A 22,477-nucleotide genomic window follows, 5' to 3' on the forward strand; every position below is an offset into this window, starting at 1 on the left:
CTTTCAGGGTAATTTACTTTCATACAATCATCCTTGCGCTTGAGTCTTATTGTAGCATATTTTTGGAGAAGTGGTATTACCCACAGAAATCGTCGGTTGTTTGGGATTGCCAATAAAATTGCGTCCACCCAACGCAGCATAATCCACAATCCAATATTCAGGGATACCCATCTCCTCATAATCAGCATATTTCAAATAGTAATCATCGCGCCAATTGGTTGACACAACCTCAATTACCAACGGTATCGATGCACCCAAACTGAGGACAGATTGTTTTTGCCACAATGTTTCGTTCACCAGATTTGCACGATTCAGCACCAACACATCAGGGAAATAACCAGAATCTTTTTCAGGAGGCCTAACTATCGCTTGGTTGGGGATACCATAGGGCCGGCCCAGATTTTTGATTTCAACAGCAATTTCGATTGTCAGAAAGCCTGTAATTTCTGCGTGTTTGCCTGCTCGTTGTGCCATCTCAACAATATTTCGATTGTGCAGTTCGTAGCGTACCGCCGAATTTTCAGGCAGCCACTCCACAAATTCCTCGAAGTTTACGAGCTTAGGTAAAGCTTGAGTCATAGGTTTTCCGAAATACCGATAATATAAATTATATCTCTATCTATCTGCGTTTATCTGCGTGCATCTGCGGTTACAAATTCCAAATCTGCCAGTAGTGTTAGATTCAGACAATTTAAAACACTGGATTTAATCGGGCGCTTTTCATCCCAAAATACGAGTGCTGAATAAAAGTTGATTGCCGTCTGTGAATTCAAAAGCTCAAAAGTTTGACGTGCCACTCTCTCGCTGTCAAAGCTGAGAAAGTAAACAGTATCGTCGAAGATTGCAGGTTTATTAGCTATTTCACCGATTAACCTAAAATCCAATTTTTTATAAAGCCCGCAAATCGCAATTTTCCAAGGTTGGAAGCTATAATAGCCTACTCCAAAAATCGAAAATCGAGGGTGATTTTGATAAATTTTGCTTTTACGATTATCTAGATATTGCCCGCACTTCTCTAGATAACGTCCGGTGTTAGGAGCTATAGTTTTGATATTTTCGGTTGATTCACCGATAAATTTTTGAGTAACTAGGATATATCGATCGGTAGCATTAATGCGATTTTGAGCGACATCAGATCCTTTAAGTAGCGGAAATAGATAAGTTTCCTCAAGCTCGACAGCTTCCCCAAATCCATTGACAAACAAATTATCAATTTTCCGAAACTCCATCACATTCGAGCAGTCATGCTTGACGCCAGAGCGCCATTTCGTTCCTGGATTTACAGCATATAAATTACTCAATTTCCTGAAAGAATCTATATCCTTAACCAGGAGATTGTTGTGATATCCAATTCGGTGACAATCTGAACTTTCTAAACTGCTAAATACATCGCAAAAGTAGTTTCGCGAATTATAATCAAATTTGCAGAATAACAGACAAGCATCAACATTTGCCTCAAAATATTTTTTAGCATCTATTGTATAAGTTGCACATTCAGCGAGATTGAGTTTTTGAGAGTGAAGGTAATTCAATAACTTTCTAGCAGTCGAAGTCTTGCAAAGAATTGCCAGAGTAGCGTCACGATTTTGCAGCCATTGCACCGCCTGAATCAGCATCCATTCTGAGATATCGAAGTTACTTTTACCTGTGAGATCATCTAAGCCAGTGTGCTTTTGAAAATTACTTTTTTTCGGCAAGTTTTCACTGCCAATAGTTCCTTGTTGTGAGTTTGTTACCCAAGGAAAGTTGCCAAGTACCAGCACCCTCTGATTAAATTTGTTGATTAATGATGTCCAGTCAAAATCAAAAAAATCTCCGTGCTTAACCTCACATCTTTCATCCTGTAACAATTCCTGCTTAGCTATTAATTCTATTAAATAATGTTGATTGATTTCAACTCCGATAATCTTGCTGGCGGATGGAAACGAATTTGCAGCAGCTTTAATGAAATTACCTATCCCGCAAGTTGGCTCAATGATGACTTTGGGGTTAACATCAAGTTCTATCAATTTCCGGCACACCCTCTCTGCTAATTCCAGCGGTGTCTGAAAATCCCCGTATTCTAGTTTGGTTTTGCGATCGTTGAAACTCATCGGTTAGATTTATAAACTGCGATCGTGCCTTTATTGCCTTCGCTATCTCTCCAATCAGCGCCAGAATCTCAACCGAGGATGTTTCGCCATAAATCGGCTGGAGCAAACCTAGAAAGATGACCAACATTTGTTGTCGCGATTACAACATCCACAACATCAAGAGTCGTCGCCTGTGCTGCCAAAATCATATCGCTGTCAATCGTCTTATCACCTGCTGTCGGTTGTCCTTGCTGACGAGCTTGTGCCCAAAACATCGCAGCTTGTCGCATAGCAGCAGTTGTAATGGGTAAATACTCCGCCAAGTTAGCTAATTCGTCTAATCGAGCAATACCCCTTACCTTGTTTGTCCGCAGTAATTCTCGGCGAACTTCATAATCGGTTATTTCGGGAATAATAACTCGAGTATCGGATATAATAAGTGCTTGCAACCAGCGAGTACAAAGAGTGCTTTCAGGAGATAGCTTTGGATTCGTAACTAAACCAATTGGTCCTGCATCCAGAAAAACGACTCTGCTCACCAAGTTACACCTTTTAATTCAATAGGAAATAGCTTGCGTTCAGATAAACGATCTTCGTCAAGAGCATGAATCAGATACTCACCTGTTTCTTGCTGCTCTTCGGCATCTTCTTCATCCATCCAAGACTGAAGCAGATTAAGCAATTTTACCTGCTTTTGTTTTCGCAGAATATATTCTCCCAGCAGTTGCAGAGTGTATGCTTCCGTCGAAAGCCCTTGCTCTTGAGCTCTTTGTGTTAAGTATTGCTCTATTTCTGGTGTCAGAGTGAGGGTGAGTGTCATAGGTGTTTTTATAGCTCTACCCTTATACTTTACAACCTACTAGGCTAAGCTGGCGATCGATCGAAAAAGCTAAGCTGTAACCATTTCGAGTTTGCGATCGGGCGATGCTGGTTCAAAGTACAACACCATGATTTGCTCTGGATGCAGCCCGACAGATTCATAAGTGCGTCCGTTGCGATCGCTAAATTCAACTTCAAACGCTGCACCATCAGCCAACAGTTCAACCACAGTCCCTACTTGTCCGCGCCACAGGTTGTATTCAGGAATGTCAACTGTCAAGGCAACAACATCTAGTAATTTAACTGTATTCTTTGCCACTTTTATTACCTCCAGGCACTACAAAGGATAGCAGGTTGTTAATCTCGGAATCTCCGAATCATGCTCAATGACTTCAAATATACATTCAAGCAAACAGCAAGTTTTTTACTAAAGTTTTAGGTGCTGGGAGAGATTTACCATCTGCCTGATATTCTTCAACTAAAAGCTCTAATACCTCCACTGCATTCTGCAAAGCTTCTTCGTAGGTATCTCCGTGAGTGTGGAACTGCTGAGATGGAAAATCAGGTAAATGAACCAGGTAGCAGTTATCTTCATCCGACCATTGAATAACAATTATATAAGGTAATTTCATGATTCTGATTCCTCTTCTTCAATTGCTTTCAATATTCCAAGTTTTCGATTAACTTCTCTCTCTAAATACAGTTTCGCATCATCGCCATCATTTCCAGCAATGGTAATTGGTTCATTTGGTAGTAAAGGATGAACCCATCTTGTATGACTGCCTTTTGCCGAACGATAAGTAAACCCAGCTTTTAGCAGAAGGCTTTTGAGTTCTCTAATCTTTTTGGGCATAAGCAGACATTAAAAATGTGGCAAGGTGACAGGAACACTTTCATCATATCCCAGAAAGTTTCGATCGACCTTTCCAAAAAAAACGCACAAAACAATGCACCCACTCCTCAAAGAAGTGGGTGCAAAACGACCGACTGTATTTTGACCTAAAAACTCAAAACTCCCTTAATAAGCGTCTTGCAGTTCGTAGAAATCAGGGGAAATGTAATCTTTCCGCAACGGCCAGCCTACCCAATCTTCGTTCATCAAAATCCGTTTCAGATTCGGATGTCCTTCGTAGACAATGCCGTACATATCGTAGGATTCCCGCTCTTGAAAATCGGCCGCTTTCCAAATCCAGTAGACTGACGGTACTCTGGGATCGTCGCGGGGAATGAATACTTTGACGCGGACTTCTTCAGGTTTGACAGCATTATCTGTCAGCTTTGCCAAATGGTAAACGCTGACTAAATCTTGTCCGGGGCCTTGGTCGTAGGCGCACTGGCACTGCATATAATTAAACCCGTAGGCGTACAGTGCTGTTGACATCGGAATTAGGAATTCTCGATCGACCTTTAATATCTCCACGCCCAAATTATCGGCCGCTAAAGCTTCGTGTTCAAAGCCATTCTGAGTCAACCACTGGGAAACCTTCCCGGCTTCAACAATTGCAGATTCTTGTTCAGCCACGGTTTACCTCCTGTTTTTGTGCAGTCAGCAAAGCCGGCGGTACTGGCATTCCCATTGCTTCGGTCAATTCTTTCGGTGGCGCTATCCTGCCCGGAACTGACAAATATTTGCCGTCCAAGATGTCGTCTACTACTTTCATTTTGTGGGGTCTGGTGTAGTAGCGGTGGGTTGGCAGCAAATTGCCCCGTTCTTGCATCGAATCGTTGGCGATTTTTTTCCGCAGTTTGATAATTGCGTCAATAATCGCTTCTGGGCGGGGGGGACAGCCTGGTATGTACACGTCTACCGGAATCAGTTTGTCAACGCCTCTGACTGCTGTGGTGGAGTCTACGCTGAACATTCCGCCGGTGATGGTGCAAGCGCCCATCGCGATGACGTATTTGGGTTCGGGCATTTGTTCGTAAAGCCGCACCAAGATGGGGGCGTACTTCATGGTAATTGTACCGGCGGTGATGATCAGGTCGGCTTGTCGGGGACTCGATCGCGGTACTAAGCCGAATCTGTCGAAGTCAAAGCGCGAACCGATCAAAGCTGCAAATTCGATGAAGCAGCAAGCGGTACCGTAAAGCAGGGGCCACAGGCTCGAAAGTCTCGCCCAATTGTAGAGGTCATCCACTGTTGTCAGGATGACGTTCTCTGATAATTCAGATGTGACTTGCGGGCGCTCTGCGGGGTTGACAATTAGAGGTTTTTGTGATTTGTCAGAACTTAAGACCATTCCAAGGCTCCTTTGCGCCATGCATAGACAAGAGCAATAACGAGGATCGTGATAAAAAACAAGGCTTCGATGAAAGCCAACAGTCCTAGCTGGTTGAAAGCAACTGCCCAAGGATAGAGGAAGACGGTCTCTACGTCGAAGATGACGAAGACTAGGGCGAACATATAATATCTGATGTTGAACTGAATCCAGGCTCCGCCGATCGGCTCGACGCCAGATTCGTAGGTAGTGCGTCGGTCGTAGGGACGACTTTTCGGGCGCAGTACCTTAGACGCCGTGAGGGCGAGGATAGGGACTAGGCTGGAAATTAACAGGAAGCCTAAGAAATACTCGTAGCCGCTGAGTGCAAACACGGTGAATAAATACTGCCTCGGTGAAAGGGTTCTGTAACTTGTCTTTACATTATATAGATTTTGGGTAGCTGAAATTACGAGTTGGTTGAGATTAATCGTCCATCTTCTGCAATAATTTTTAATGTATATTTTAAGATTAGCTTACCTACTCTTTTGGAGCTGTCAACGACCCCCGACGGCAAGTCGCGGGCTTCTGGCCTCAAAACTGAAGCCCCAAGTTGACCAGCCTCAGTCCCCTTTCGGGGCTACGTTATCGGCAAGAGTTCAAGTTCACACGCCCGGAATGCGTAGCTAGTTCCTTGCTCTGTAACCTAGGGATTAAACATCTTTAAGGGGTTAAGGAAGTGTCTCTGGGAAAGTACCGACCGATAACATTGGCGAAGCTAACATTACTGGAGTAGCAAGGCGCTTCCCGGCATACAGGGAAATGGATAAGCACTACTCCTCTACTTATCCAACCCCTTTCGGGGACTCTGAATTTATTCAGCGTCCTGTTTCATACGTGACTATCAAGGTACGCGGTTTCCACACTCCTAGAGATTTTATGAGCGATCGAGCTACTGAAACCAAAACCCTCGATCGGCACGAGTGCCGCGCCTGCGGCTACGTCTATGAGCCGAAAAAGGGAAATCCTAAAATTGACATTGCCCCGGGCACGGCTTTTGAAGATTTGCCCCAAACTTGGGTCTGTCCCGTTTGCGGGGCGCGCAAATCGATGTTTCAAAATCTCGGTCAGATGGAAGGGGTATCGGGATTTAAGGCAAATCAGCGCTACGGTGTCGGTGTCAACGGCATGACCGAAGGTCAGAAAAGTTTGCTGATTTTTGGCGGCTTGGTCGTTGGTTTCTTGTTGTTACTTAGTATGTATGGTTTGCAGTAAGACGATTGTGAGATTTTGGCAACGAATTGTAATGTTATTGGCGGCTGCGCTCATCTGTACGAGTTGCAGCAACATCGGTTCTGTGAGTTACAACCCCTGGCAAGTGATTTCCTTGCCGACGGAAGCTAATTTGCAGGATATTGCCTTTACGGGCAATCCTCAGCACGGCTGGGTTGTAGGTTCTGAGGCTACTCTGCTCGAAACTCTCGACGGCGGCACTAGCTGGAAGTCTGTAGCACTGGATATCGACGATCCGAGGTCGCGTTTTGCGTCGGTGAGTTTTTCGGGGTCAGAAGGCTGGATTGTCGGCCAGCCTTCTGTTTTGCTCCACACGAACGATGAGGGCAAGTCTTGGACGCGGATTGCTTTGAGCTCTCAGTTGCCCGGTTCTCCGAGTACGATCGCGGCTTTGGGCCCGAATTCCGCCGAGATGACCACCGATGTGGGGGCGATTTACCGGACTTCTGACGGCGGTAAAAAGTGGAAAGCTGTCGTGCAGGATTCTTTTGGGGTAGTTCGCAATATCAACCGTTCTGAAGACGGAAAGTATGTTGCGGTTTCCTCGAAGGGCAATTTTTATTCGGTGTGGAAACCCGGACAAGAAGCTTGGGAACCTCACAACCGCAACAGTTCTCGCCGCCTGCAAAATATGGGTTTTACCAAGGACGGGCGTTTGTGGATGCTCGCCCGCGGCGGTCAGATTCAGTTTAGCGACCCGGAAAGTGCTGAAGGTTGGGGAAAACCGTTTTTTCCCGATCGCAAGGCGAGTTGGGGTTTGCTGGACATGGCTTACCGGACTGATAATGAAGTTTGGGTAGCCGGCGGCGGCGGCAATTTGCTGTGCAGTTTCGACGGCGGGAAAACTTGGCTAAAAGACCGCGAAGTTGAAGATGTTCCTGCTAATTTTTACAGGATTGTCTTTATGGGCCCCGATCGCGGATTTGTGCTCGGCGCGAGCGGTACTCTACTTAAATATCAAGGTTCAGCGCAAGCTGCTTGATAGTAGAATAGTAACAGAGATTGTCTGTCGATTTGTTGTTGAAAGGAGGATTCTAAATGGCTGGTACAACTGGAGAACGTCCGTTTGGGGACATTATTACAAGTATCCGTTATTGGGTAATTCACAGCATCACCATTCCGGCTTTGTTTATTGCTGGATGGCTGTTTGTGCAAACGGGTTTGGCTTACGATGCTTTCGGAACTCCTCGCCCTAACCAGTATTTCACACCGCAGCGCGAAGAAGTGCCGATTATCTCGGATCGCTTTGAAGCTAAGAAACAAGTAGATCAGTTCATTGCCAAGTAATTTAACAAGGATTTGGAAAAATGACGAGCAGAACCCCAAACAATGAGCCAATTTCGTATCCGATTTTTACGGTGCGGTGGTTGGCAGTTCATACTTTAGGTGTCCCAACAATTTTCTTTTTGGGCGCGATCGCAGCAATGCAATTTATTCAACGATAGGAGTTTACAATGCCTGAGCGCGTTCCTAATCCCAACGAGCAGCCTGTTGAGTTAAATCGGACTTCTCTGTATTTGGGTCTGTTGATGATTTTTACTCTGGGTATTTTGTTTTCCAGTTATTTCTTTAATTAACTGGTGTCTGAGTTGGCTTTCAAGAGTTCGATCGAATGTATTTAGCTGTGAAGTAGTGAGGTGATGGCTATGTTTAGTGAAAGTGGCAGAATTCCTTTGTGGCTGGTAGCTACTGTTGCAGGCCTCGGTGTTCTGAGCATTTTGGCTCTTTTCTTCTACGGTGCTTATGCCGGTTTGGGTTCTTCGATGTAAGGAGAATCAAGCTGATTTTCGGCTTTTAACCCCCCTGGAAAAAGGGGGGTTTTAATTATGCGAATTGTTGGTAAATCAGGGATAAATGTTATAGAAAATGTTGATTTATTGCCAAGTTTATGATATTTTAGTAGGTTGGTGATAGCGAGATTTTTTGTGGTTGGGTGGAGATTTGCTCGATAAACTTTTCCGGGGCGGGCTCACCAATAACCCGAAAATCGATCGCCACTAGCCGACGATCGCGAATTGAGTACAGGCAGATCCTGAAATTAGCCAAAAGTTGCGAGTAGAATGGTGCAAGAGCCGATCGCTCGATCGTAGTGCACAGCGAAATATGACCCCACCGCAGCCGCCCCGCAAACCTCAAACCGTCTTGGGTGCGATTACCCAAGCAGTCCAGACTATTGCCAAGGTTAATTTTAACCAGCTAGCGCTGAAACCGAATGCCAAAGTACCCGAACTGTGGGTACAGGATGCGGGTGCAGCTAAAGCTGAGGTTTATCCGCTGTTGGGCGATCGATATTTGTTAGGTCGATCGTCCAAATCTTCTGATATTGTGGTTCGCAATCCCGTTGTCAGTCACGTGCACTTATCCCTGTCGCGGGATACTCGGCGGCGGACTCCTTTTGTCATCAAAGATGAAGACTCCACCAACGGTATTTACAGGGGCAAAAGGCGAGTTAAAAATATGTCCCTGCGTCACGGAGACGTATTCACTTTAGGGCCGCCGGAACTAGCCGCCGCTGTCAGAATTCAGTACGTAGATCCGCCGCCTTGGTATTTGCAACTTTTGCGTTACAGCTTTTACGGCGTCAGCGGCATCACCGCTTTGATTGCCGTGTTGGTAGGTATCGAATCGACAAAGTTTCGAGTGCGCCCTCTGCCGAGAAGTATCAACGGGCCCGTGATTGTTTACGCCCGCGACGGGCAAACTCCGCTGCGTCCTCCTCAGAATAACGCTCACTTAGAATTAAAACAATTGCAGGATTTTTCGCCTTATTTATCCAAGGCGGTACTTGCTTCGGAAGACAGCCGCTACAATTGGCATTTGGGGGTAGATCCGATCGGAGTTTTGCGCGCGCTTTTAACCAATGTTCGCGGCGGAGGAATTCGCGAAGGCGGCAGCACTGTGACGCAGCAGTTAGCGAGGAGTTTGTTTCGAGATTATGTGGGAACTCAAGATTCGGCAGGACGCAAGTTGCGGGAAGCTGTAGTTGCGTTGAAACTGGAGAATTATTACAGCAAAGATGAGCTGTTGCTGACTTATTTAAATCGGGTGTTTTTGGGAATTGACCTTTACGGTTTTGAGGATGCGGCTCGGTTTTATTTTGGGAAGTCGGCGAAGGATTTAACGTTGTCAGAGGCGGCAACTTTGGCGGGAATTTTGCCGGCGCCAAACAGTTTTAATCCGATTCAAAATTATCAGTTGGCGGTAGAGTACCGCGATCGAGTGATCGAACGGATGCGCGCAATGGGGACGATTTCTCAGGAAGAAGCCGATCGCGCGAGGCGATCGCGAATTGAGATCAATCCCAAAGCCCGCCAATATCTGCAAAGTACGATAGCTCCTTATTTCTACAGTTATGTATTTGACGAATTGGAGTTTTTGCTGGGGGAGCAGTTAGCCAGAGAAGGCAATTTTATTGTAGAAACAGGTTTGAATCCCGGCCTGCAAAAAGTAGCTGAAGCTTCCCTCAGAAATGCTGTTGAAAATGCGGGAGCCAGTGCAGGTTTTTCTCAAGGAGCAGTGGTTACTCTCAATAGTACAACGGGGGAAGTCTTAGCTTTAGTTGGGGGCGTAGATTACTTGAAAAGTCAGTTTAATCGGGCTACCCAAGCTTTGAGACAGCCCGGTTCTACATTTAAGATTTTCACCTATGCAGCCGCCCTGGAACGGGGAATCTCACCCGATAAAACTTATTCTTGCGCCCCCCTTTCTTGGGGCGGACAAAGTTACAGCGGCTGCGAAAGAACCAGCGGTAGTACGGATATGTATCGGGGTTTAGCACAGTCGGAAAATGCAGTTGCTTTGAGAGTAGCACAGGATGTTGGTTTAGACAATGTAGTGCAAATGGCCCGACGTTTGGGGATTACATCTGAACTGCGTTCTAACCCAGGTTTAGTATTAGGTGAAAGTGAAGTTAACGTATTGCAATTAACGGGTGCATTCGGGGTTCTGGCGAACCGGGGTTTGGGGAATCGCCCCCACGTAATCAAGCGAATTATTGACAGCAGCGATTGCAAAGATCCAAATGATTTTAACAGTTGCCGGGTGATTTATGACTATCAAAAAGATGGCATTGCCAATCGGCAGTTAGTTTCTGAAGGCGTAGCGGATACGATGACTGATATGCTGCAAGGTGTTGTGCGGGGAGGTACGGGCAGCAGTGCTGCTTTGGGGTTGGGAGAAGCTGGAAAAACAGGCACGACTAATGATAATAGAGATTTGTGGTTTGTCGGTTATATTCCGAGTCAGCAACTCGTGACAGGAGTTTGGTTGGGAAATGATGATAATTCTCCGACTGCCGGAGGTAGTGCAAATGCCGCCCAGTTGTGGGGGGAATATATGCGGCAGGTGGCGCGTTAAGTGATTAGTCAGCATTAATTAATTAGCAGTAATTAATTAGCCTCGATCGGCAGGCGGAGGAACTGTTAGGGCAATGATGTCTTCATAACACAGGCGATCGGCTAAATCGTTGAGGGCGTTAGTGAGATCGGGACGATCGGCCGGGATTTGTGCAATTAACTTGCGAATTTTCTTGATATTGAGTTCGATCGCGGCTTGATGCAACTGTTCCATCCAAGCTGTTGGCATTCCTGTCAAGTCAGAAGCAGTCAGAGGGCGAAGGGATGGGGAAGAAAGCGGCTGGTCCTCGGCATAAACGTAGCGAACCCCTAGATATTCTGCCATTTTGGCAAAGATAGTTTCAGTCCGAAAAGGTTTGCGTACAAAATCGTCAAACCCAGCAGCTATAGCAACTTGACGCTCTTCTTCAAAAGCGCTACCCGTCAAGGCAATAATAATAGGAAAAGGAACACCCATAGCTTGACTGCTAGCCTCGATCTGCTGGGTGGCAGCATATCCATCCATAACAGGCATCCGAATATCCATCCAAATGAGATGCGGTTGCCAACTTTGCCAAAGCGCGATCGCCTCTTGTCCGTTAATAGCTGTTTGCACCTCAAATCCGATCGGGATTAGTAATTCCACTAACAGTTGGCGATTTTCAAGTTTATCGTCAACAACTAGAATTCGATAGGTAATTTGTCCGTCAGCCAGTCCGACAATAGATCGTTCTTGTTTTGGTGATGCGATCGCCTTTGCCGCCAACTCCACTGGAATTTCAAACCGGAAAACGCTGCCTTTGCCGGGAATACTCTCAACAGCAATCTCCCCTCCCATGAGTTGTACGAATTTCCGACTGATAGACAATCCCAGTCCCGTTCCCTCTTGAGAATACTGTCCGGTTGCAGTTTGGACGAAGGGCTCGAACAGGCGATCGCGTTCCGAGGGAGCAATGCCGGGACCAGTGTCTGCTACGGTGAATTGGAGAGTGCCTTCTTCACCTCTTGTTACTCGTAGGGCGACACTTCCCGCTGGGGTAAACTTAATGGCATTACCGAGCAAATTAATTAACACCTGACGCAGTTTAGCTTCATCGGTACGAACGAATTGAGGCACATCGCTCGATCGTTCAAACTTCAGTTGCAAACCCTTCGATTCGGCTTTCAAACGGAGCATTTGCTGTAGCGTATCTAGCAGCGCGTAAAGGTCGAAATCCGTCGCTTGAAATGTTATGCGTCCCGCTTCGATCTTGGACATTTCCAAGACATTGTTAATCAACGCCAGTAGATGTTCGCCGCTGCGATTAATCGTGTCCAAATATCGCTGTTGCGTCTGCGGCGCGAGGTTACTTACTCCAGCAGAATCGCTTGGCGATCGCAACATTAACTGAGTAAAACCGAGAATGGCATTGAGTGGAGTTCGCAACTCGTGACTCATGTTAGCCAAAAACTGACTCTTCGCCCGATCGGCCGCTTCAGCTTTGGCTTGGGCTTTCTCAGCTTCTTTCATGCTATCTGCCAATTGCGCCGTGCGCTGTTCGACGGCGTGGCTGAGGTTGCGTTCGCGGGCGCTGACTTCGTGGGCCATATCCTGAAAAGTGCGGGCCAGTTGTCCCGGTTCGTCGCCTCGTTGCGCCACTTTGGCAATTTCCGGCACGTCAAATGCGCCCACTTGTTCTGCGGTAATGGGCCGCGCACTGACTTGATGGGCGATCGCAGTCAGTTGCTTCAGTGGTTGAATCACTCGCCGCTTCAACCACCTGTTAATCGATAACACAGCCACCGCAAACATCGCCATAAAAATGCTCATCACCGGCACCATATTCCGGCGGCTGTGGGCAAAAACTTCATCAGCAGGAACGTAAATCATTTGGGTGGCAACCACTTCATCTAACTTCCAGCCAAAGCCCGTTCGATCGCCGTAAATGGCAATTTGACCTTTGGGCGCATCGGCTGGCTTGCCGTGACATTGCAGGCAACTGGCTTCTTTCATTGCCAGGGGTCGGGCGATGTAAAATAGGGTCGATCCTGCGGTTTTTCGGTAGCCCGAAAGTTCTGAAAGATCCGGCTGACGGCGAAACTGTTCGACGATTTCGGTTTCAAACCGATCGGCGCGATCCCGGAGATTCGAGGGGTTGGGGGCTGCTTCTTTGTAGAAAAAGCCGTGGTAGTCGGGGAGATAGCGAAATCGTTCAAAAATTTCTCGCGCAGCAAAGGCAGGAATAGCTTCTGGCAAAAAGGTAGACTTGGTGTCTAGACTATTTTGCAGCAGGGGACTGACGCGCTGAATCGTGTAGTTGCGGGCAGAGTCGATCGTCTCCATCAAAATGCTTGCCCGCGTGGTAATCTCTTCTTCTGCCGCGTGTTGTAGGGTATTCCAGAGGGTGAGCCCACTCAGCAAGATACCTGCCAGAAAAACCAGGGCAAGCAAGAAGGTAAATTGCGATCCGAGTTTTAGTCTGCCCAGCATTATCTTTATCTCCGGTTTCGATCGGGCGATATTTGTTGTTTCAATACGTTTTTTGGTGAACAGGTAAATTGAACGTTAACTTTAAATTACCAAAATGTAGGTTGGGTTGAGGAACCACTGCTGTCAACTTAACTCTGGAACCGTCGATATATCTCGCTTTTATCCTAGGGCCGATCCCCCCTAGCACCCCTTAAAAAGGTGGGGACAAGATTCTTCTCAAAGTCCCCTTAAGAAGGGGGATTTAGGGGGATCTGGCCTCGGTGGCAAACGAGTTTCTGAATACGTTTGAACTTAAGTTGACACGCCTTGGGCATTGCCGCGTCTCTAGAGGGTTCTTGAATGTACCTCATAAACCTGTAATTTGCTGTATCTGGCTGTTTCTGAACCCTATTCCCTTATTCGATGATTATGAATACCCCCCAACCCTCAAGCGCCGATATTCTTATAGTAGACGATACCCTAGAAAATCTTCACCTGCTGTCAGAAATGCTAACGCAGCAAGGTTATGAAGTTCGCATCGTCAAGAGTGGGGCAATGGCCTTAAGAGGCGTGCAAGCGCAACCCCCCGATTTGATTTTGCTGGACATCATGATGCCAGAAATGGATGGATATGAAGTGTGTCAGCGCTTGAAATCCAATCCCCAAACTCAGAATATTCCGGTAATTTTTATCAGCGCGTTAAATGAAGTATTCGATAAAGTAAAAGCGTTTGCTGTGGGTGGAGTTGACTATATTACCAAACCCTTTCACGTCGAAGAAGTTTGTGCCAGAGTGGCGCATCAATTGACGATTCGCCGCTTACAAATGCAGGTGGAATATCTGGCAATCGAGCAGGAACGCAATCGGATTGCCCGCGATATTCACGATTCTTTAGGTCATGCGCTGGTAGCGCTCAATTTGCATATGGAAACGGCACTGGCGATGTGGAACGAACATCCAGATCGAGCATATCCGTTTCTCGTGAAAGCCAAACAACTCGGTTCCGAGGCACTGCAAGCCGTGCGGCAATCGGTGTCGGCCATGCGGGACGATCCGTTGCAGGGGAAGGGATTGGAAGAGGCGATCGGGCATTTAATTCAAGCATTTCAGCAAACCGCTGGCGTACAACCCAACTGTCAGATTCACCTCGATCGATCGGTCTCCCATGCTGTCAATATTGCCCTCTATCGAATCGTGCAAGAGGGGTTGACTAATATCTGCAAGTATGCTAAATCAACGGCGGTACAGCTTCAGATTGAATCGAATCCTGCTGGAATTTTCCTCACGCTTCAGGATAATGGTAAAGGCTTTCAAATGGTTGAGAGTCGATCGGGTTTTGGCCTTCAGGGAATGCAGGAGCGAGTGGCGGCTTTAGGCGGATCTTTGGAGATTGTCAGCGAACTCGATCGGGGATGTTGTATTAATGCTTATTTTCCTGTCATGGTTAATGGGTAATTGGTAATCGGTAATTGGTAATTAGTTGAGCAATAACTATTAACTAACAACACCCAGTAGCGAAATGATTGCGATCGCCCAATGCTCAAACCCGTCATGGAATGAAAATTCGTCTTGCACCCATGTAGTTAACCGTATAAATCGCAATTTCAACAAGACGATCGACACACCGTTCTCGATAAATTGAGTCATTTAACACTCGATCGGCATTGCCAATTGTCACAACTGGTAGAGAGTTTTGAGTATTTTCTTCGCGCATCACTTGCTCTAGCGACTCTTCATCTTTCATACTTCGATTCGCAGAGAGCAGAATCATCCGATTTTCTTGAGCTAGTCTCCAAACCACTCGATCGTTGCTATCAATTGATAATCCCACCTCCTCAAACATGACGAAGCGAATTGGGACAAAATCAAGCCAACCTTGGTTGGTGATGCTGCCAAGAAGAATGCGTGCGTGTCCTTTAAAATTATGATCGACTAAAAAAATCATGCCTGGAGTTGATGACGTGTCTTAGCTGCCTGAAGTTTTTCCCAGGCGGCTTCCAGTCCAGGTGGTGGTGGCAGAGTAGCAATTCGAGCAACACGCTCGCGATTTTGCTCCTCGTAATATAGTCGGAGTTCTTCGGCTTCTTTAAGCACTTGTTGATATTCTGCTTCAACCTCTGCGCGATTTGCTTCAATGTAATCTAGAGCAGCGTTAATTTGTTCTTCCGTGAGATCGAATAATCCCCGAATAAACTTGGGCGGATATCGATCCATCACATAGTCCATCACGTCATATAAAGTGATGCGGGTGCCTGCGATCGTCAATCCACGCTCTGTACGAACGATCTGGACTGGCTCGTTCAATGCTGGAGTCATATCTGTACCCTCTTGGAATCTAGCTTTATCTTACCTCAAAGACAATTGAAGTTGGCTTTTTTGCGATCGGCGCTTCGAGGTAATTTTGAAGGCTGTCGCTAAACTTAAAGAAGTTGGTTGCGGCTCGTGCAGTCAAACTACCGGATTTTCATCACGGCGTGACAACCCCTCCACCTGAATTCTTAGACCTATACTCCCATGATTCGTATATTACTTGTTGAAGATCGGGACTTAATTCGCAGTAGTTTAAAAGCATTGTTAGAAACCCAGCCAGATTTACAAATTGTCGGGGAAGCAAACAACGGACAAAGGGCGATCGAACAACTCGAAGTATTGCATACCCAATTTTTACCGCCCGATGTCGTGCTGATGGATATCCAGATGCCGATTATGGATGGGGTGAAGGCAACTCAACACATCTGTCAGAAATATCCCGATACAAAAATTCTCATTTTGACGACATTTAACGACACGCAATATATTGCCGAAGCGATTCGCTATGGAGCCAAAGGATATGTCTTGAAGGATACGCCCGCAGCAGAATTAATTGAGGCAATTCACTGCATTTATAAAGGTTACACCCAGTTTGGTCCTGGTATTTTGGAAAAGATGGTCGCCCAGGTGAATATACCAAAACGAGACAAAATCGAACTGCCACCCGGCATGGCCGAATTGACATCTAGAGAACGAGAAGTTTTGTTGTTAATTGCTAAAGGATCGAGCAATCGCGAAATTGCCCAAGCATTATTTTTATCTGAAGGCACGGTCAGAAATCATATCACTCATATTCTGGCGCGATTGAATTTGCGCGATCGAACTCAAGCAGCACTCGTTGCTAATTCCTTCCTTGCTTGGTTGGAAAATCCGCTCTCGTGACAAATGTCATGGGTGAGACATGACAATTCTCACGTATAGAACATCTCTCCTTGGCAATAACCTAGAACTATACAAACCGAGGGAAACCTCACTGAAAGACTCTAGAGCCAAAGGAGAAAATGAGATGAGCAACGTTTTTGGAACCGCAGGGAACGATATCCTGACTGGCGGACAAGAAGCAGATTACATCTGGGGATTTGCGGGAAATGATACCGTTTATGTATGATTTACGGTATAATCGTCAGGGTAAAATCATCTAATTTGGTAGATGATGTACTTGACAAATTATACTTAGTCATAACAATTGGCAAGTAATAACATCTAGATTGATTATGAGAATATCTTAGACTGCACATCCTAACTATTTTATTGTTCATCAGGAATATTTACCAAAAATACTAAAAACAGGAAAAATTATGCAAGCCAATCAAAAACTCTCCAAAACACTAATCATTACTTTTTTAACATTATCAGTTATAGCCTTAGCAGATATTGCTTGGGCGGATGAAGGACCCACTACTAAAGCAGGATGTCATACCAATCGCAAAACCAATGATACTCACTGCCATTATCCCCATTCAGGTTCTGGTCTTTCTCCAATGCCACTACCAAAAAAAGCTGGAGATTTTGGTTTTTGTTCAACGTACCAAGATTGTATGACTCACGGCATGAAAGCTCAGAGAAAAGGCGATACAGAGCTGGCATTAATTTACTACAAACAAGCTCTGATTTTGCAACCCAACGATCTCGCAGCATTCACAACTCTTAGCATTCTCGAACCTTATGTTATAGACATATCTGGCTCTTGTACAAGTTACAATAATTGCATGAAATTAGGTTATGCTGCAATGAACCAAAAACAATATCAAACAGCTTTAGTTAATTTCAAACGAGCTTTAGGTTATGGTTTGGCGAATAATACGGCATTTGAAGCAACAAGCGCAATAAGAACTGTTTGCCAATACATCCACAATTCCCGCCGTTAATAAGTAGGTAGGAGTAAATAAACCCGCTTGTGTAATAGATAATATATCTAGTTAGCGGTAAAAATTTTATCATTCTGCGTACAATCACCAGAGTAAGCCTAATTAATAAAACCACCATCGCCTTTTAGTACAAATTCCAAAGGCTAGTTTTTCGGTGATAAATAAGCATCATACCCACGAGTTTCAATACTTAATGGTAATTCAATGTGTTCGTGTGTTATGTGTTCACCCGATTTTTTATGAAGAGAACAGGTATGACATTTGTCATGGGGCGATCGTGACATTTGTCTGATGCGATCGACCCAGCTCGAACGATATCTTCAATATATCAACAGCAACCAGCAATTATTTACATTGCATCTACACTTTCAAATTAAAAATTCAACGCCTAACAATTACTCAAAACAATTAGGAGGAATCCCTATTATGGCTACTGGAACAAATGGTAACGATGCTCTTTATTCCGATCGTCCTTCGAGCAATTCTTGGTTGCGTCTTCCCCGGTTGTCATACGATCCCTATCTATCTGGACTAGCAGGGAATGACAGCCTGTATGGTGGAGTGCGCGATGACATTCTATCGGGAGGCGATGGCGACGATCTTCTGTTTGGGGAACGTGGAAACGACACCTTAAACGGCGGCACCGGCAACGACACGATGTTTGGTGGTGCAGGCGATGACCTTTACTCTGTCGATAGCATTGAAGATCGAGTCATCGAAGCTTTGAATGGCGGCACCGATACAGTGGAAAGTTCGATCGAATCCTATCGGTTGGGAGATAACATCGAAAACCTGATTCTGAAAGGAAATACGGCGCTTTGGGGTACGGGCAACAGCCTCAACAACCAGATGGTAGGCAATGGGGAAAATAATGCTTTTGTCGGGATGGAGGGAAATGACAGCCTTTGGGGAAATGCAGGCGACGATCAACTCACGGGTAGTAGCGGTGATGACTTGATGGTGGGTGGCATTGGTAATGACACTTATTGGGTAGAGGATCGGGGCGATCGAGTAGTCGAAGATGCCGAAAGTGGTACGGATGCGGTTTTTGCCACCATCAATTACGCCTTGAGCGCTAACGTCGAAAATTTGTATCTCTCTCCTCATAGTAGTGCCATCAGCGGATCGGGGAATGCGCTCAACAATTTCATCGGACTTGCGAATACAGGTTCTGACAGGTTCGGTGTCAGCGAGCAAAACCTGGGTTTATTCGGTTGGGATGGCGATGACACCCTCGAAGGCGGTTCGGGAAATGACGTATTGCATGGCGGTACGGGTAACGATGTGATGCGGGGCGGTGCGGGTGATGACACTTATACCGCAGACAGTTTGGGCGATATCGTTATCGAACAGCCCGATAATGGGATTGATACGGTGTTAGTAATTGCGAGCTATACGCTGCCCGATAACGTCGAAAATCTTACTGTGTCGAGTCTGTGGCACGAGGCGATCGATGGTACCGGCAATTCCCTGAATAATGTCATCACTGCTAACGATGGCGATAACAAACTCGATGGTGGCGATGGAGATGACACAATTTATAGTGAATGGGGTAACGATATTGTTTCGGGTGGCAACGGCAATGATGTTTTGTTTGGCACGGCCAGGATGTCCGAACTCTTATCGGGGAACGATGCCGATACCCTGACGGGAGGTGCAGGGGACGATCGCTTTGCCTACACCAGCTTCAACTTTGCTTACAATATCTCGAACAATACAGGCGATATCATTACCGATTTTGCCAATGGCAATGATGTGTTGGATTTACGAGAACTGCTGGATAATGTGTACGCCAACGCACAGTCTCTGATCGGCGACCCCATTGCCCAAGGCTTTCTGCGCTTGGTGGATGTGAGTGGCGATACGCAAGTGCAAATCGACTCAGATGGAACTGAGACTGCAAGTGGATTCACCACGTTAGTTACTGTTAAGGGGATGACACCAGATGGGTTGAAGATCGGTCAAAACCTCCTGATTCCGGCAAGCACTGCCATCATGCCAGCCCCAGCACCTCGCAGCGAAACTGCGATCGAGCTCGTACCGTTTTTGTGAGGCCCAGGCGCGCTTTTAACAGTCATTAGTCATCAGTCATGAGTTATCAGTCATTAGTCATTAGCCATCACTGGGTTGATGACTAATGTCATGGGGCGATCGTGACATTTGTCTGATGCGATCGACCCAGCTCAATTCGGATCTTAAAGATATCAACAACCACAGGCAATTATCTACATTCTCGAACTGACCATTCTTAGTTATTAGTCCGTAGTTATCAGTCATTAGTGTCGGTAATCTGGGTAATTAAAATTACGATCGCGCATGGGTTAAAGGAATTTAAAAATAACAGGAGTTTGGGATAGTGGGGTAGAGATTTCGGATCGCTTGGTCGGCTCTGTAAATTTACGTAACAGTCGAGTGCGATCTATAAAAAATTAGCTAGTTTTGACAAACAGACAGAAATTATTTCAGGGCGATCGCGGATTGTGAAGTCAGGGTGACGAGCGTGTCTGGGCTGAGTGTACGGATATTTGACTGCTTGGCTCAGATTGTGAATACCAAGTAATAGATTACGAAAAACTCAAAAAGCAGGCTTCTCGAACAGAAACTCCAGATTTCTTCAAGAAGTTGAGTTTTGTATTGTTTAAACCAAAATAAAAGTATAGGGCAAAAATTATGGCTACTTTCACCGTCACCAACGCCAACGACAACGAAAGCGATCCCGGTTCCCTGCGATTTGCCATCAAACAGGCTAATGTCCAAGTCGGCGCAGACACAATTATTTTCGACCCCATATTCTTTGCCGTACCGAGGACGATCGCTCTTTCAGCACAACTCATCGTCAACGACAGCCTCACCATCAAAGGCACTGGAGTCAACAACCTAACTATTAGTGGCGATGCCAACAAAAATGGCAGCAACGACAATGGCGATGTCCGCCTCTTCTTCATCAACCGAGGGACTGTTCAATTCAATAACCTCACCCTGGCAAATGGTCGGGGCAAGGGTGGCGACGGCGGCGGCGGTGGCGGTGGCATGGGCGGTGCACTGTTCATCAATGGCGGTAGCGTCACTGCTAATAATGTCACATTTTCAAATAACCAGGCAGTTGGTGGCAATGGCGGTAGCAGTATCTTTGGCAGTGGCGGTGGTGGCTTTGGTGGCAGTGGTGGCAAGAGCAGCTTTCGTGGTGGTGGTGGTGGCGGCTTTAGAGGCAACGGCTCGGCTTCTATTCCAAATATTAGCAGTGGTGGCGGTGGTGGATTCAGCGGTGACAGCGAGTCAATCAATGGCGGTAGTGGCACAGGCACCATATTTGGTGGCGATCCAGCGGGTGATGGTGGCAGCGGCTTCGATTATGGGCTCGCTCAGTCCAATGGTGGCGCGGGTGGTGGAATTGGCGGTGGCGGTGGCGGTGGTGGCGAGGGCGGTAATGGTACTGATAGAATCCTCAAAATCCCCGGCAATGGTGGCAGTGGTGGCGTTGGTGGCGGGGGCGGCGGTGGCGGTTTCAGCTTCTACATCACAGCAGTAGGTGGTTTTGGTGGCAACGGTGGCGACTTTGGAGGTGGCGGGGGCGGAGGTACGGGTTTTGGTGGCGGCTTTGGTGGCAGTGGCGGCTTTGGTGGCGGTGGCGGCAGTGGCGGCTTTGGCGGGGGTGCTACAAGTCCTTGGAACTTTGGTGGCGTTGGTGGCAAGGGCGGCTTTGGTGGTGGCGGTGGCGGTGGCGGTGCCAGCCAATTTGGATCTGCAGGCACTCCGGGTAGTGGGGGAAGCTTCGGCGGTAACGGCGGCCAGGGTGGGAAGGGCGACACGATTACTCATGGCAGCGGTGGCGGTGGCGGCGGTGCTGGACTGGGAGGTGCGGTTTTTATTCGCAGTGGTTCCCTCAACTTGGTTAACAGCAGATTTCTGAATAACCAGGCAACAGGTGGGTTGGGCGGAATCGTCCCGGCCAATTCTGGTGGTAAGTCAGGCGCAAACGGTCAGGGCAAGGGTGGCGCAATTTTTGCCGTGACTCCCAATCTCGCCAGTGCGGCAGGGGTGGATGTTGCGCCAACGGTGACGGCAATTAACATGATGCCTACGTTCAGTGGGAACAGCAGTGCCAATGGTTCGCGGAGTGCTACCGATAATAGCGCTTTTTTTGGTCGCATCAGCGTCCAGAGTTCGATCGCCAACCAGCCCCCTGTAGCAGAAAATGATAGTGCGATCGTCCGTGCAGACGCTCCTGCTTCCATCCGGGTCGATGTCCTTTCCAACGACATCGACCCGGATGGCAACCCCTTAACAATTAGCTTGGTCGCGAATCCTACTCAGGGGACGGCAGTTGTGAACAACAACGGTACGCCGAACAATCCCAACGATGACTTTATTACTTACACTCCCGGTGCCAACTTCAACGGCGACAGCTTTACCTATCGCGTCAGCGACGGCACCGCAAATAGCAACATTGCGACTGTTTCCGTCCTGTCAGATGCTGGAGTGACTTTTTTGGTGACAAATACCAATGACAGCGGCCCTGGTTCGTTGCGACAGGCAATTCTGAATGCCAACGCTCATCGCGGTGCAGATACGATCGCATTCCAAATTACAACTTTCATCCAAATTCCATTACCATTCCAAAAACCGATCCAGATTCCGATCGCATTTAATGCTCCTCAAACGATCGATCTCAAATCTGCTTTGCCTGCAATTACAGATACCGTCACGATCGATGGCTGGAGTCAAGGCGGCCCCGGTTTCCAGGGCGCACCGCGAATTGAACTCAATGGCGCGGCATCCAATTCACCTGTAGGACTTGACATTCAGGCAAGCAATTCTGTTATCCGAGGACTGGCAATTAACCGCTTTTCCGGCGAACCTTACTACAATGCCGCTGGCATTAAGCTATCGAATAGTGCATCCAAAAACTGGATTTATGGCAACTATATCGGCACCGATTTAACTGGCAATTTCGCTCGCGGTAACAGTGGGGATGGTATCTCGATCGATCCCACCGCCGGAATCGAAAATCGCATCGGCACGAACGGCGACGGATTGAATGATGTTGCCGAACGCAATAGACATCTCCAAAAATAATCAAGCCCTTTGTATAGCTAGGTTATAGGGTATAAATGCAATCATAGTAAATTAGCTA

General features: G+C 46.8%; 26 protein-coding genes. 13 read left to right on the top strand and 13 right to left on the bottom strand.

Annotated elements, in window-relative coordinates; translation table 11 throughout:
* Positions 1 to 27: 27 nt before the first annotated feature.
* The 10 genes from QUA80_RS29870 to ndhC form a co-directional block, all read right to left on the bottom strand.
* Positions 28 to 579 (bottom strand): Uma2 family endonuclease, encoded by a 552-nt coding sequence (locus tag QUA80_RS29870; protein WP_333428583.1) that lies wholly within the window; start codon positions 577 to 579, stop codon positions 28 to 30.
* Between the two features lie 50 nt (positions 580 to 629).
* Positions 630 to 2,093, bottom strand: a complete 1,464-nt coding sequence (locus tag QUA80_RS29875; RefSeq protein ID WP_333428584.1) for a class I SAM-dependent methyltransferase — start codon at positions 2,091 to 2,093, stop codon at positions 630 to 632.
* Between the two features lie 68 nt (positions 2,094 to 2,161).
* A complete protein-coding gene (locus tag QUA80_RS29880; protein ID WP_333428585.1) occupies positions 2,162 to 2,611 on the bottom strand; it encodes a nuclease in 450 nt (149 codons plus the stop codon).
* Positions 2,608 to 2,892 (bottom strand): hypothetical protein, encoded by a 285-nt coding sequence (locus tag QUA80_RS29885; RefSeq protein ID WP_333428586.1) that lies wholly within the window; start codon positions 2,890 to 2,892, stop codon positions 2,608 to 2,610. The genes QUA80_RS29880 and QUA80_RS29885 overlap by 4 nt, the downstream gene beginning before the upstream one ends.
* Before the next feature lie 69 nt (positions 2,893 to 2,961).
* The gene (locus QUA80_RS29890; RefSeq protein WP_333428587.1) at positions 2,962 to 3,210 is read right to left on the bottom strand and encodes a DUF4926 domain-containing protein; all 249 of its coding nucleotides are present in this window, start codon (positions 3,208 to 3,210) and stop codon (positions 2,962 to 2,964) included.
* A gap of 85 nt (positions 3,211 to 3,295) precedes the next feature.
* The gene (locus tag QUA80_RS29895) at positions 3,296 to 3,523 is read right to left on the bottom strand and encodes a type II toxin-antitoxin system HicB family antitoxin (protein ID WP_015176845.1); all 228 of its coding nucleotides are present in this window, start codon (positions 3,521 to 3,523) and stop codon (positions 3,296 to 3,298) included.
* On the bottom strand, positions 3,520 to 3,744 hold the full coding sequence (locus tag QUA80_RS29900) for a type II toxin-antitoxin system HicA family toxin (RefSeq protein WP_015176846.1): 225 nt from the start codon (positions 3,742 to 3,744) through the stop codon (positions 3,520 to 3,522). The genes QUA80_RS29895 and QUA80_RS29900 overlap by 4 nt, the downstream gene beginning before the upstream one ends.
* A gap of 165 nt (positions 3,745 to 3,909) precedes the next feature.
* Complete coding sequence (locus QUA80_RS29905; RefSeq protein WP_333428588.1) at positions 3,910 to 4,413, bottom strand: NAD(P)H-quinone oxidoreductase subunit J; 504 nt, start codon at positions 4,411 to 4,413, stop codon at positions 3,910 to 3,912.
* Positions 4,406 to 5,131, bottom strand: a complete 726-nt coding sequence (ndhK, locus tag QUA80_RS29910; protein WP_333428589.1) for a photosynthetic/respiratory NAD(P)H-quinone oxidoreductase subunit K — start codon at positions 5,129 to 5,131, stop codon at positions 4,406 to 4,408. Before ndhK ends, QUA80_RS29905 begins: the two co-directional genes overlap by 8 nt.
* Positions 5,122 to 5,484 carry a photosynthetic/respiratory NAD(P)H-quinone oxidoreductase subunit C gene (gene ndhC, locus QUA80_RS29915; protein WP_006635500.1) on the bottom strand — a complete coding sequence of 121 codons (363 nt, stop codon included), beginning with the start codon at positions 5,482 to 5,484 and terminating at the stop codon, positions 5,122 to 5,124. Before ndhC ends, ndhK begins: the two co-directional genes overlap by 10 nt.
* A 544-nt stretch (positions 5,485 to 6,028) precedes the next feature.
* Between ndhC and QUA80_RS29920 the strand changes: the two genes are divergently transcribed.
* The 7 genes from QUA80_RS29920 to QUA80_RS29950 all read left to right on the top strand — a co-directional run bounded on the left by QUA80_RS29920 (position 6,029) and on the right by QUA80_RS29950 (position 10,738).
* Entirely contained in the window at positions 6,029 to 6,364 is a 336-nt protein-coding gene (locus QUA80_RS29920) for a rubredoxin (protein ID WP_015176848.1), read from the top strand.
* Positions 6,351 to 7,364: a photosynthesis system II assembly factor Ycf48 gene (locus tag QUA80_RS29925; protein WP_333428590.1), complete on the top strand. Its 1,014-nt coding sequence runs from the start codon at positions 6,351 to 6,353 to the stop codon at positions 7,362 to 7,364. Before QUA80_RS29920 ends, QUA80_RS29925 begins: the two co-directional genes overlap by 14 nt.
* A gap of 56 nt (positions 7,365 to 7,420) precedes the next feature.
* Positions 7,421 to 7,669: a cytochrome b559 subunit alpha gene (gene psbE / locus QUA80_RS29930; protein WP_006635503.1), complete on the top strand. Its 249-nt coding sequence runs from the start codon at positions 7,421 to 7,423 to the stop codon at positions 7,667 to 7,669.
* A 20-nt stretch (positions 7,670 to 7,689) separates the two neighbouring features.
* On the top strand, positions 7,690 to 7,827 hold the full coding sequence (psbF, locus tag QUA80_RS29935) for a cytochrome b559 subunit beta (RefSeq protein WP_006635504.1): 138 nt from the start codon (positions 7,690 to 7,692) through the stop codon (positions 7,825 to 7,827).
* Between the two features lie 9 nt (positions 7,828 to 7,836).
* Positions 7,837 to 7,959 (top strand): photosystem II reaction center protein L, encoded by a 123-nt coding sequence (locus QUA80_RS29940; protein ID WP_106146846.1) that lies wholly within the window; start codon positions 7,837 to 7,839, stop codon positions 7,957 to 7,959.
* A gap of 69 nt (positions 7,960 to 8,028) precedes the next feature.
* Positions 8,029 to 8,151, top strand: a complete 123-nt coding sequence (locus tag QUA80_RS29945; RefSeq protein WP_333428591.1) for a photosystem II reaction center protein J — start codon at positions 8,029 to 8,031, stop codon at positions 8,149 to 8,151.
* A 334-nt stretch (positions 8,152 to 8,485) separates the two neighbouring features.
* A complete protein-coding gene (locus tag QUA80_RS29950) occupies positions 8,486 to 10,738 on the top strand; it encodes a transglycosylase domain-containing protein (RefSeq protein ID WP_333428592.1) in 2,253 nt (750 codons plus the stop codon).
* Between the two features lie 36 nt (positions 10,739 to 10,774).
* On the opposite strand, the gene QUA80_RS29955 is transcribed toward QUA80_RS29950, so the two are convergent.
* Positions 10,775 to 13,186, bottom strand: coding sequence for a c-type heme family protein (locus tag QUA80_RS29955; protein WP_333428593.1), 2,412 nt, complete (start codon positions 13,184 to 13,186; stop codon positions 10,775 to 10,777).
* A gap of 408 nt (positions 13,187 to 13,594) precedes the next feature.
* Here QUA80_RS29955 and QUA80_RS29960 point away from each other — a divergent pair, with 408 nt between their 5' ends.
* The gene (locus QUA80_RS29960; protein ID WP_333428594.1) at positions 13,595 to 14,620 is read left to right on the top strand and encodes a response regulator; all 1,026 of its coding nucleotides are present in this window, start codon (positions 13,595 to 13,597) and stop codon (positions 14,618 to 14,620) included.
* A 94-nt stretch (positions 14,621 to 14,714) separates the two neighbouring features.
* On the opposite strand, the gene QUA80_RS29965 is transcribed toward QUA80_RS29960, so the two are convergent.
* Positions 14,715 to 15,110: an ACP S-malonyltransferase gene (locus tag QUA80_RS29965; RefSeq protein WP_333428595.1), complete on the bottom strand. Its 396-nt coding sequence runs from the start codon at positions 15,108 to 15,110 to the stop codon at positions 14,715 to 14,717.
* Positions 15,107 to 15,481: a DUF433 domain-containing protein gene (locus QUA80_RS29970; RefSeq protein WP_333428596.1), complete on the bottom strand. Its 375-nt coding sequence runs from the start codon at positions 15,479 to 15,481 to the stop codon at positions 15,107 to 15,109. The genes QUA80_RS29965 and QUA80_RS29970 overlap by 4 nt, the downstream gene beginning before the upstream one ends.
* 198 nt (positions 15,482 to 15,679) lie before the next feature.
* Between QUA80_RS29970 and QUA80_RS29975 the strand changes: the two genes are divergently transcribed.
* The 5 genes from QUA80_RS29975 to QUA80_RS29995 all read left to right on the top strand — a co-directional run bounded on the left by QUA80_RS29975 (position 15,680) and on the right by QUA80_RS29995 (position 22,419).
* Positions 15,680 to 16,357: a response regulator transcription factor gene (locus QUA80_RS29975; RefSeq protein WP_333428597.1), complete on the top strand. Its 678-nt coding sequence runs from the start codon at positions 15,680 to 15,682 to the stop codon at positions 16,355 to 16,357.
* 124 nt (positions 16,358 to 16,481) lie between these two features.
* A complete protein-coding gene (locus QUA80_RS29980; protein WP_333428598.1) occupies positions 16,482 to 16,583 on the top strand; it encodes a hypothetical protein in 102 nt (33 codons plus the stop codon).
* Between the two features lie 190 nt (positions 16,584 to 16,773).
* Positions 16,774 to 17,343, top strand: coding sequence for a hypothetical protein (locus tag QUA80_RS29985; RefSeq protein WP_333428599.1), 570 nt, complete (start codon positions 16,774 to 16,776; stop codon positions 17,341 to 17,343).
* 426 nt (positions 17,344 to 17,769) lie between these two features.
* Positions 17,770 to 19,395: a type I secretion C-terminal target domain-containing protein gene (locus QUA80_RS29990; RefSeq protein WP_333428600.1), complete on the top strand. Its 1,626-nt coding sequence runs from the start codon at positions 17,770 to 17,772 to the stop codon at positions 19,393 to 19,395.
* Between the two features lie 618 nt (positions 19,396 to 20,013).
* Positions 20,014 to 22,419 (top strand): Ig-like domain-containing protein, encoded by a 2,406-nt coding sequence (locus QUA80_RS29995; RefSeq protein WP_333428601.1) that lies wholly within the window; start codon positions 20,014 to 20,016, stop codon positions 22,417 to 22,419.
* The last annotated feature ends 58 nt before the right edge of the window (positions 22,420 to 22,477 follow it).

This window comes from Microcoleus sp. F4-D5 (genome assembly GCF_036704885.1).
Classification (GTDB): Bacteria; Cyanobacteriota; Cyanobacteriia; order Cyanobacteriales; family Microcoleaceae; genus Microcoleus.

Excerpts from the sequence above, each read along its gene's own strand:
- QUA80_RS29870 (WP_333428583.1), bottom strand. The coding sequence starts at position 579 with ATGACTCAAGCTTTACCTAAGCTCGTAAACTTCGAGGAATTTGTGGAG.
- QUA80_RS29875 (WP_333428584.1), bottom strand. The coding sequence starts at position 2,093 with ATGAGTTTCAACGATCGCAAAACCAAACTAGAATACGGGGATTTTCAG.
- QUA80_RS29885 (WP_333428586.1), bottom strand. The coding sequence starts at position 2,892 with ATGACACTCACCCTCACTCTGACACCAGAAATAGAGCAATACTTAACA.
- QUA80_RS29895 (WP_015176845.1), bottom strand. The coding sequence starts at position 3,523 with ATGAAATTACCTTATATAATTGTTATTCAATGGTCGGATGAAGATAAC.
- QUA80_RS29900 (WP_015176846.1), bottom strand. The coding sequence starts at position 3,744 with ATGCCCAAAAAGATTAGAGAACTCAAAAGCCTTCTGCTAAAAGCTGGG.
- ndhK (WP_333428589.1), bottom strand. The coding sequence starts at position 5,131 with ATGGTCTTAAGTTCTGACAAATCACAAAAACCTCTAATTGTCAACCCC.
- QUA80_RS29920 (WP_015176848.1), top strand. The coding sequence starts at position 6,029 with ATGAGCGATCGAGCTACTGAAACCAAAACCCTCGATCGGCACGAGTGC.
- QUA80_RS29925 (WP_333428590.1), top strand. The coding sequence starts at position 6,351 with ATGGTTTGCAGTAAGACGATTGTGAGATTTTGGCAACGAATTGTAATG.
- psbE (WP_006635503.1), top strand. The coding sequence starts at position 7,421 with ATGGCTGGTACAACTGGAGAACGTCCGTTTGGGGACATTATTACAAGT.
- psbF (WP_006635504.1), top strand. The coding sequence starts at position 7,690 with ATGACGAGCAGAACCCCAAACAATGAGCCAATTTCGTATCCGATTTTT.
- QUA80_RS29940 (WP_106146846.1), top strand. The coding sequence starts at position 7,837 with ATGCCTGAGCGCGTTCCTAATCCCAACGAGCAGCCTGTTGAGTTAAAT.
- QUA80_RS29945 (WP_333428591.1), top strand. The coding sequence starts at position 8,029 with ATGTTTAGTGAAAGTGGCAGAATTCCTTTGTGGCTGGTAGCTACTGTT.
- QUA80_RS29950 (WP_333428592.1), top strand. The coding sequence starts at position 8,486 with ATGACCCCACCGCAGCCGCCCCGCAAACCTCAAACCGTCTTGGGTGCG.
- QUA80_RS29955 (WP_333428593.1), bottom strand. The coding sequence starts at position 13,186 with ATGCTGGGCAGACTAAAACTCGGATCGCAATTTACCTTCTTGCTTGCC.
- QUA80_RS29960 (WP_333428594.1), top strand. The coding sequence starts at position 13,595 with ATGAATACCCCCCAACCCTCAAGCGCCGATATTCTTATAGTAGACGAT.
- QUA80_RS29965 (WP_333428595.1), bottom strand. The coding sequence starts at position 15,110 with ATGATTTTTTTAGTCGATCATAATTTTAAAGGACACGCACGCATTCTT.
- QUA80_RS29970 (WP_333428596.1), bottom strand. The coding sequence starts at position 15,481 with ATGACTCCAGCATTGAACGAGCCAGTCCAGATCGTTCGTACAGAGCGT.
- QUA80_RS29975 (WP_333428597.1), top strand. The coding sequence starts at position 15,680 with ATGATTCGTATATTACTTGTTGAAGATCGGGACTTAATTCGCAGTAGT.
- QUA80_RS29980 (WP_333428598.1), top strand. The coding sequence starts at position 16,482 with ATGAGCAACGTTTTTGGAACCGCAGGGAACGATATCCTGACTGGCGGA.
- QUA80_RS29985 (WP_333428599.1), top strand. The coding sequence starts at position 16,774 with ATGCAAGCCAATCAAAAACTCTCCAAAACACTAATCATTACTTTTTTA.
- QUA80_RS29990 (WP_333428600.1), top strand. The coding sequence starts at position 17,770 with ATGGCTACTGGAACAAATGGTAACGATGCTCTTTATTCCGATCGTCCT.
- QUA80_RS29995 (WP_333428601.1), top strand. The coding sequence starts at position 20,014 with ATGGCTACTTTCACCGTCACCAACGCCAACGACAACGAAAGCGATCCC.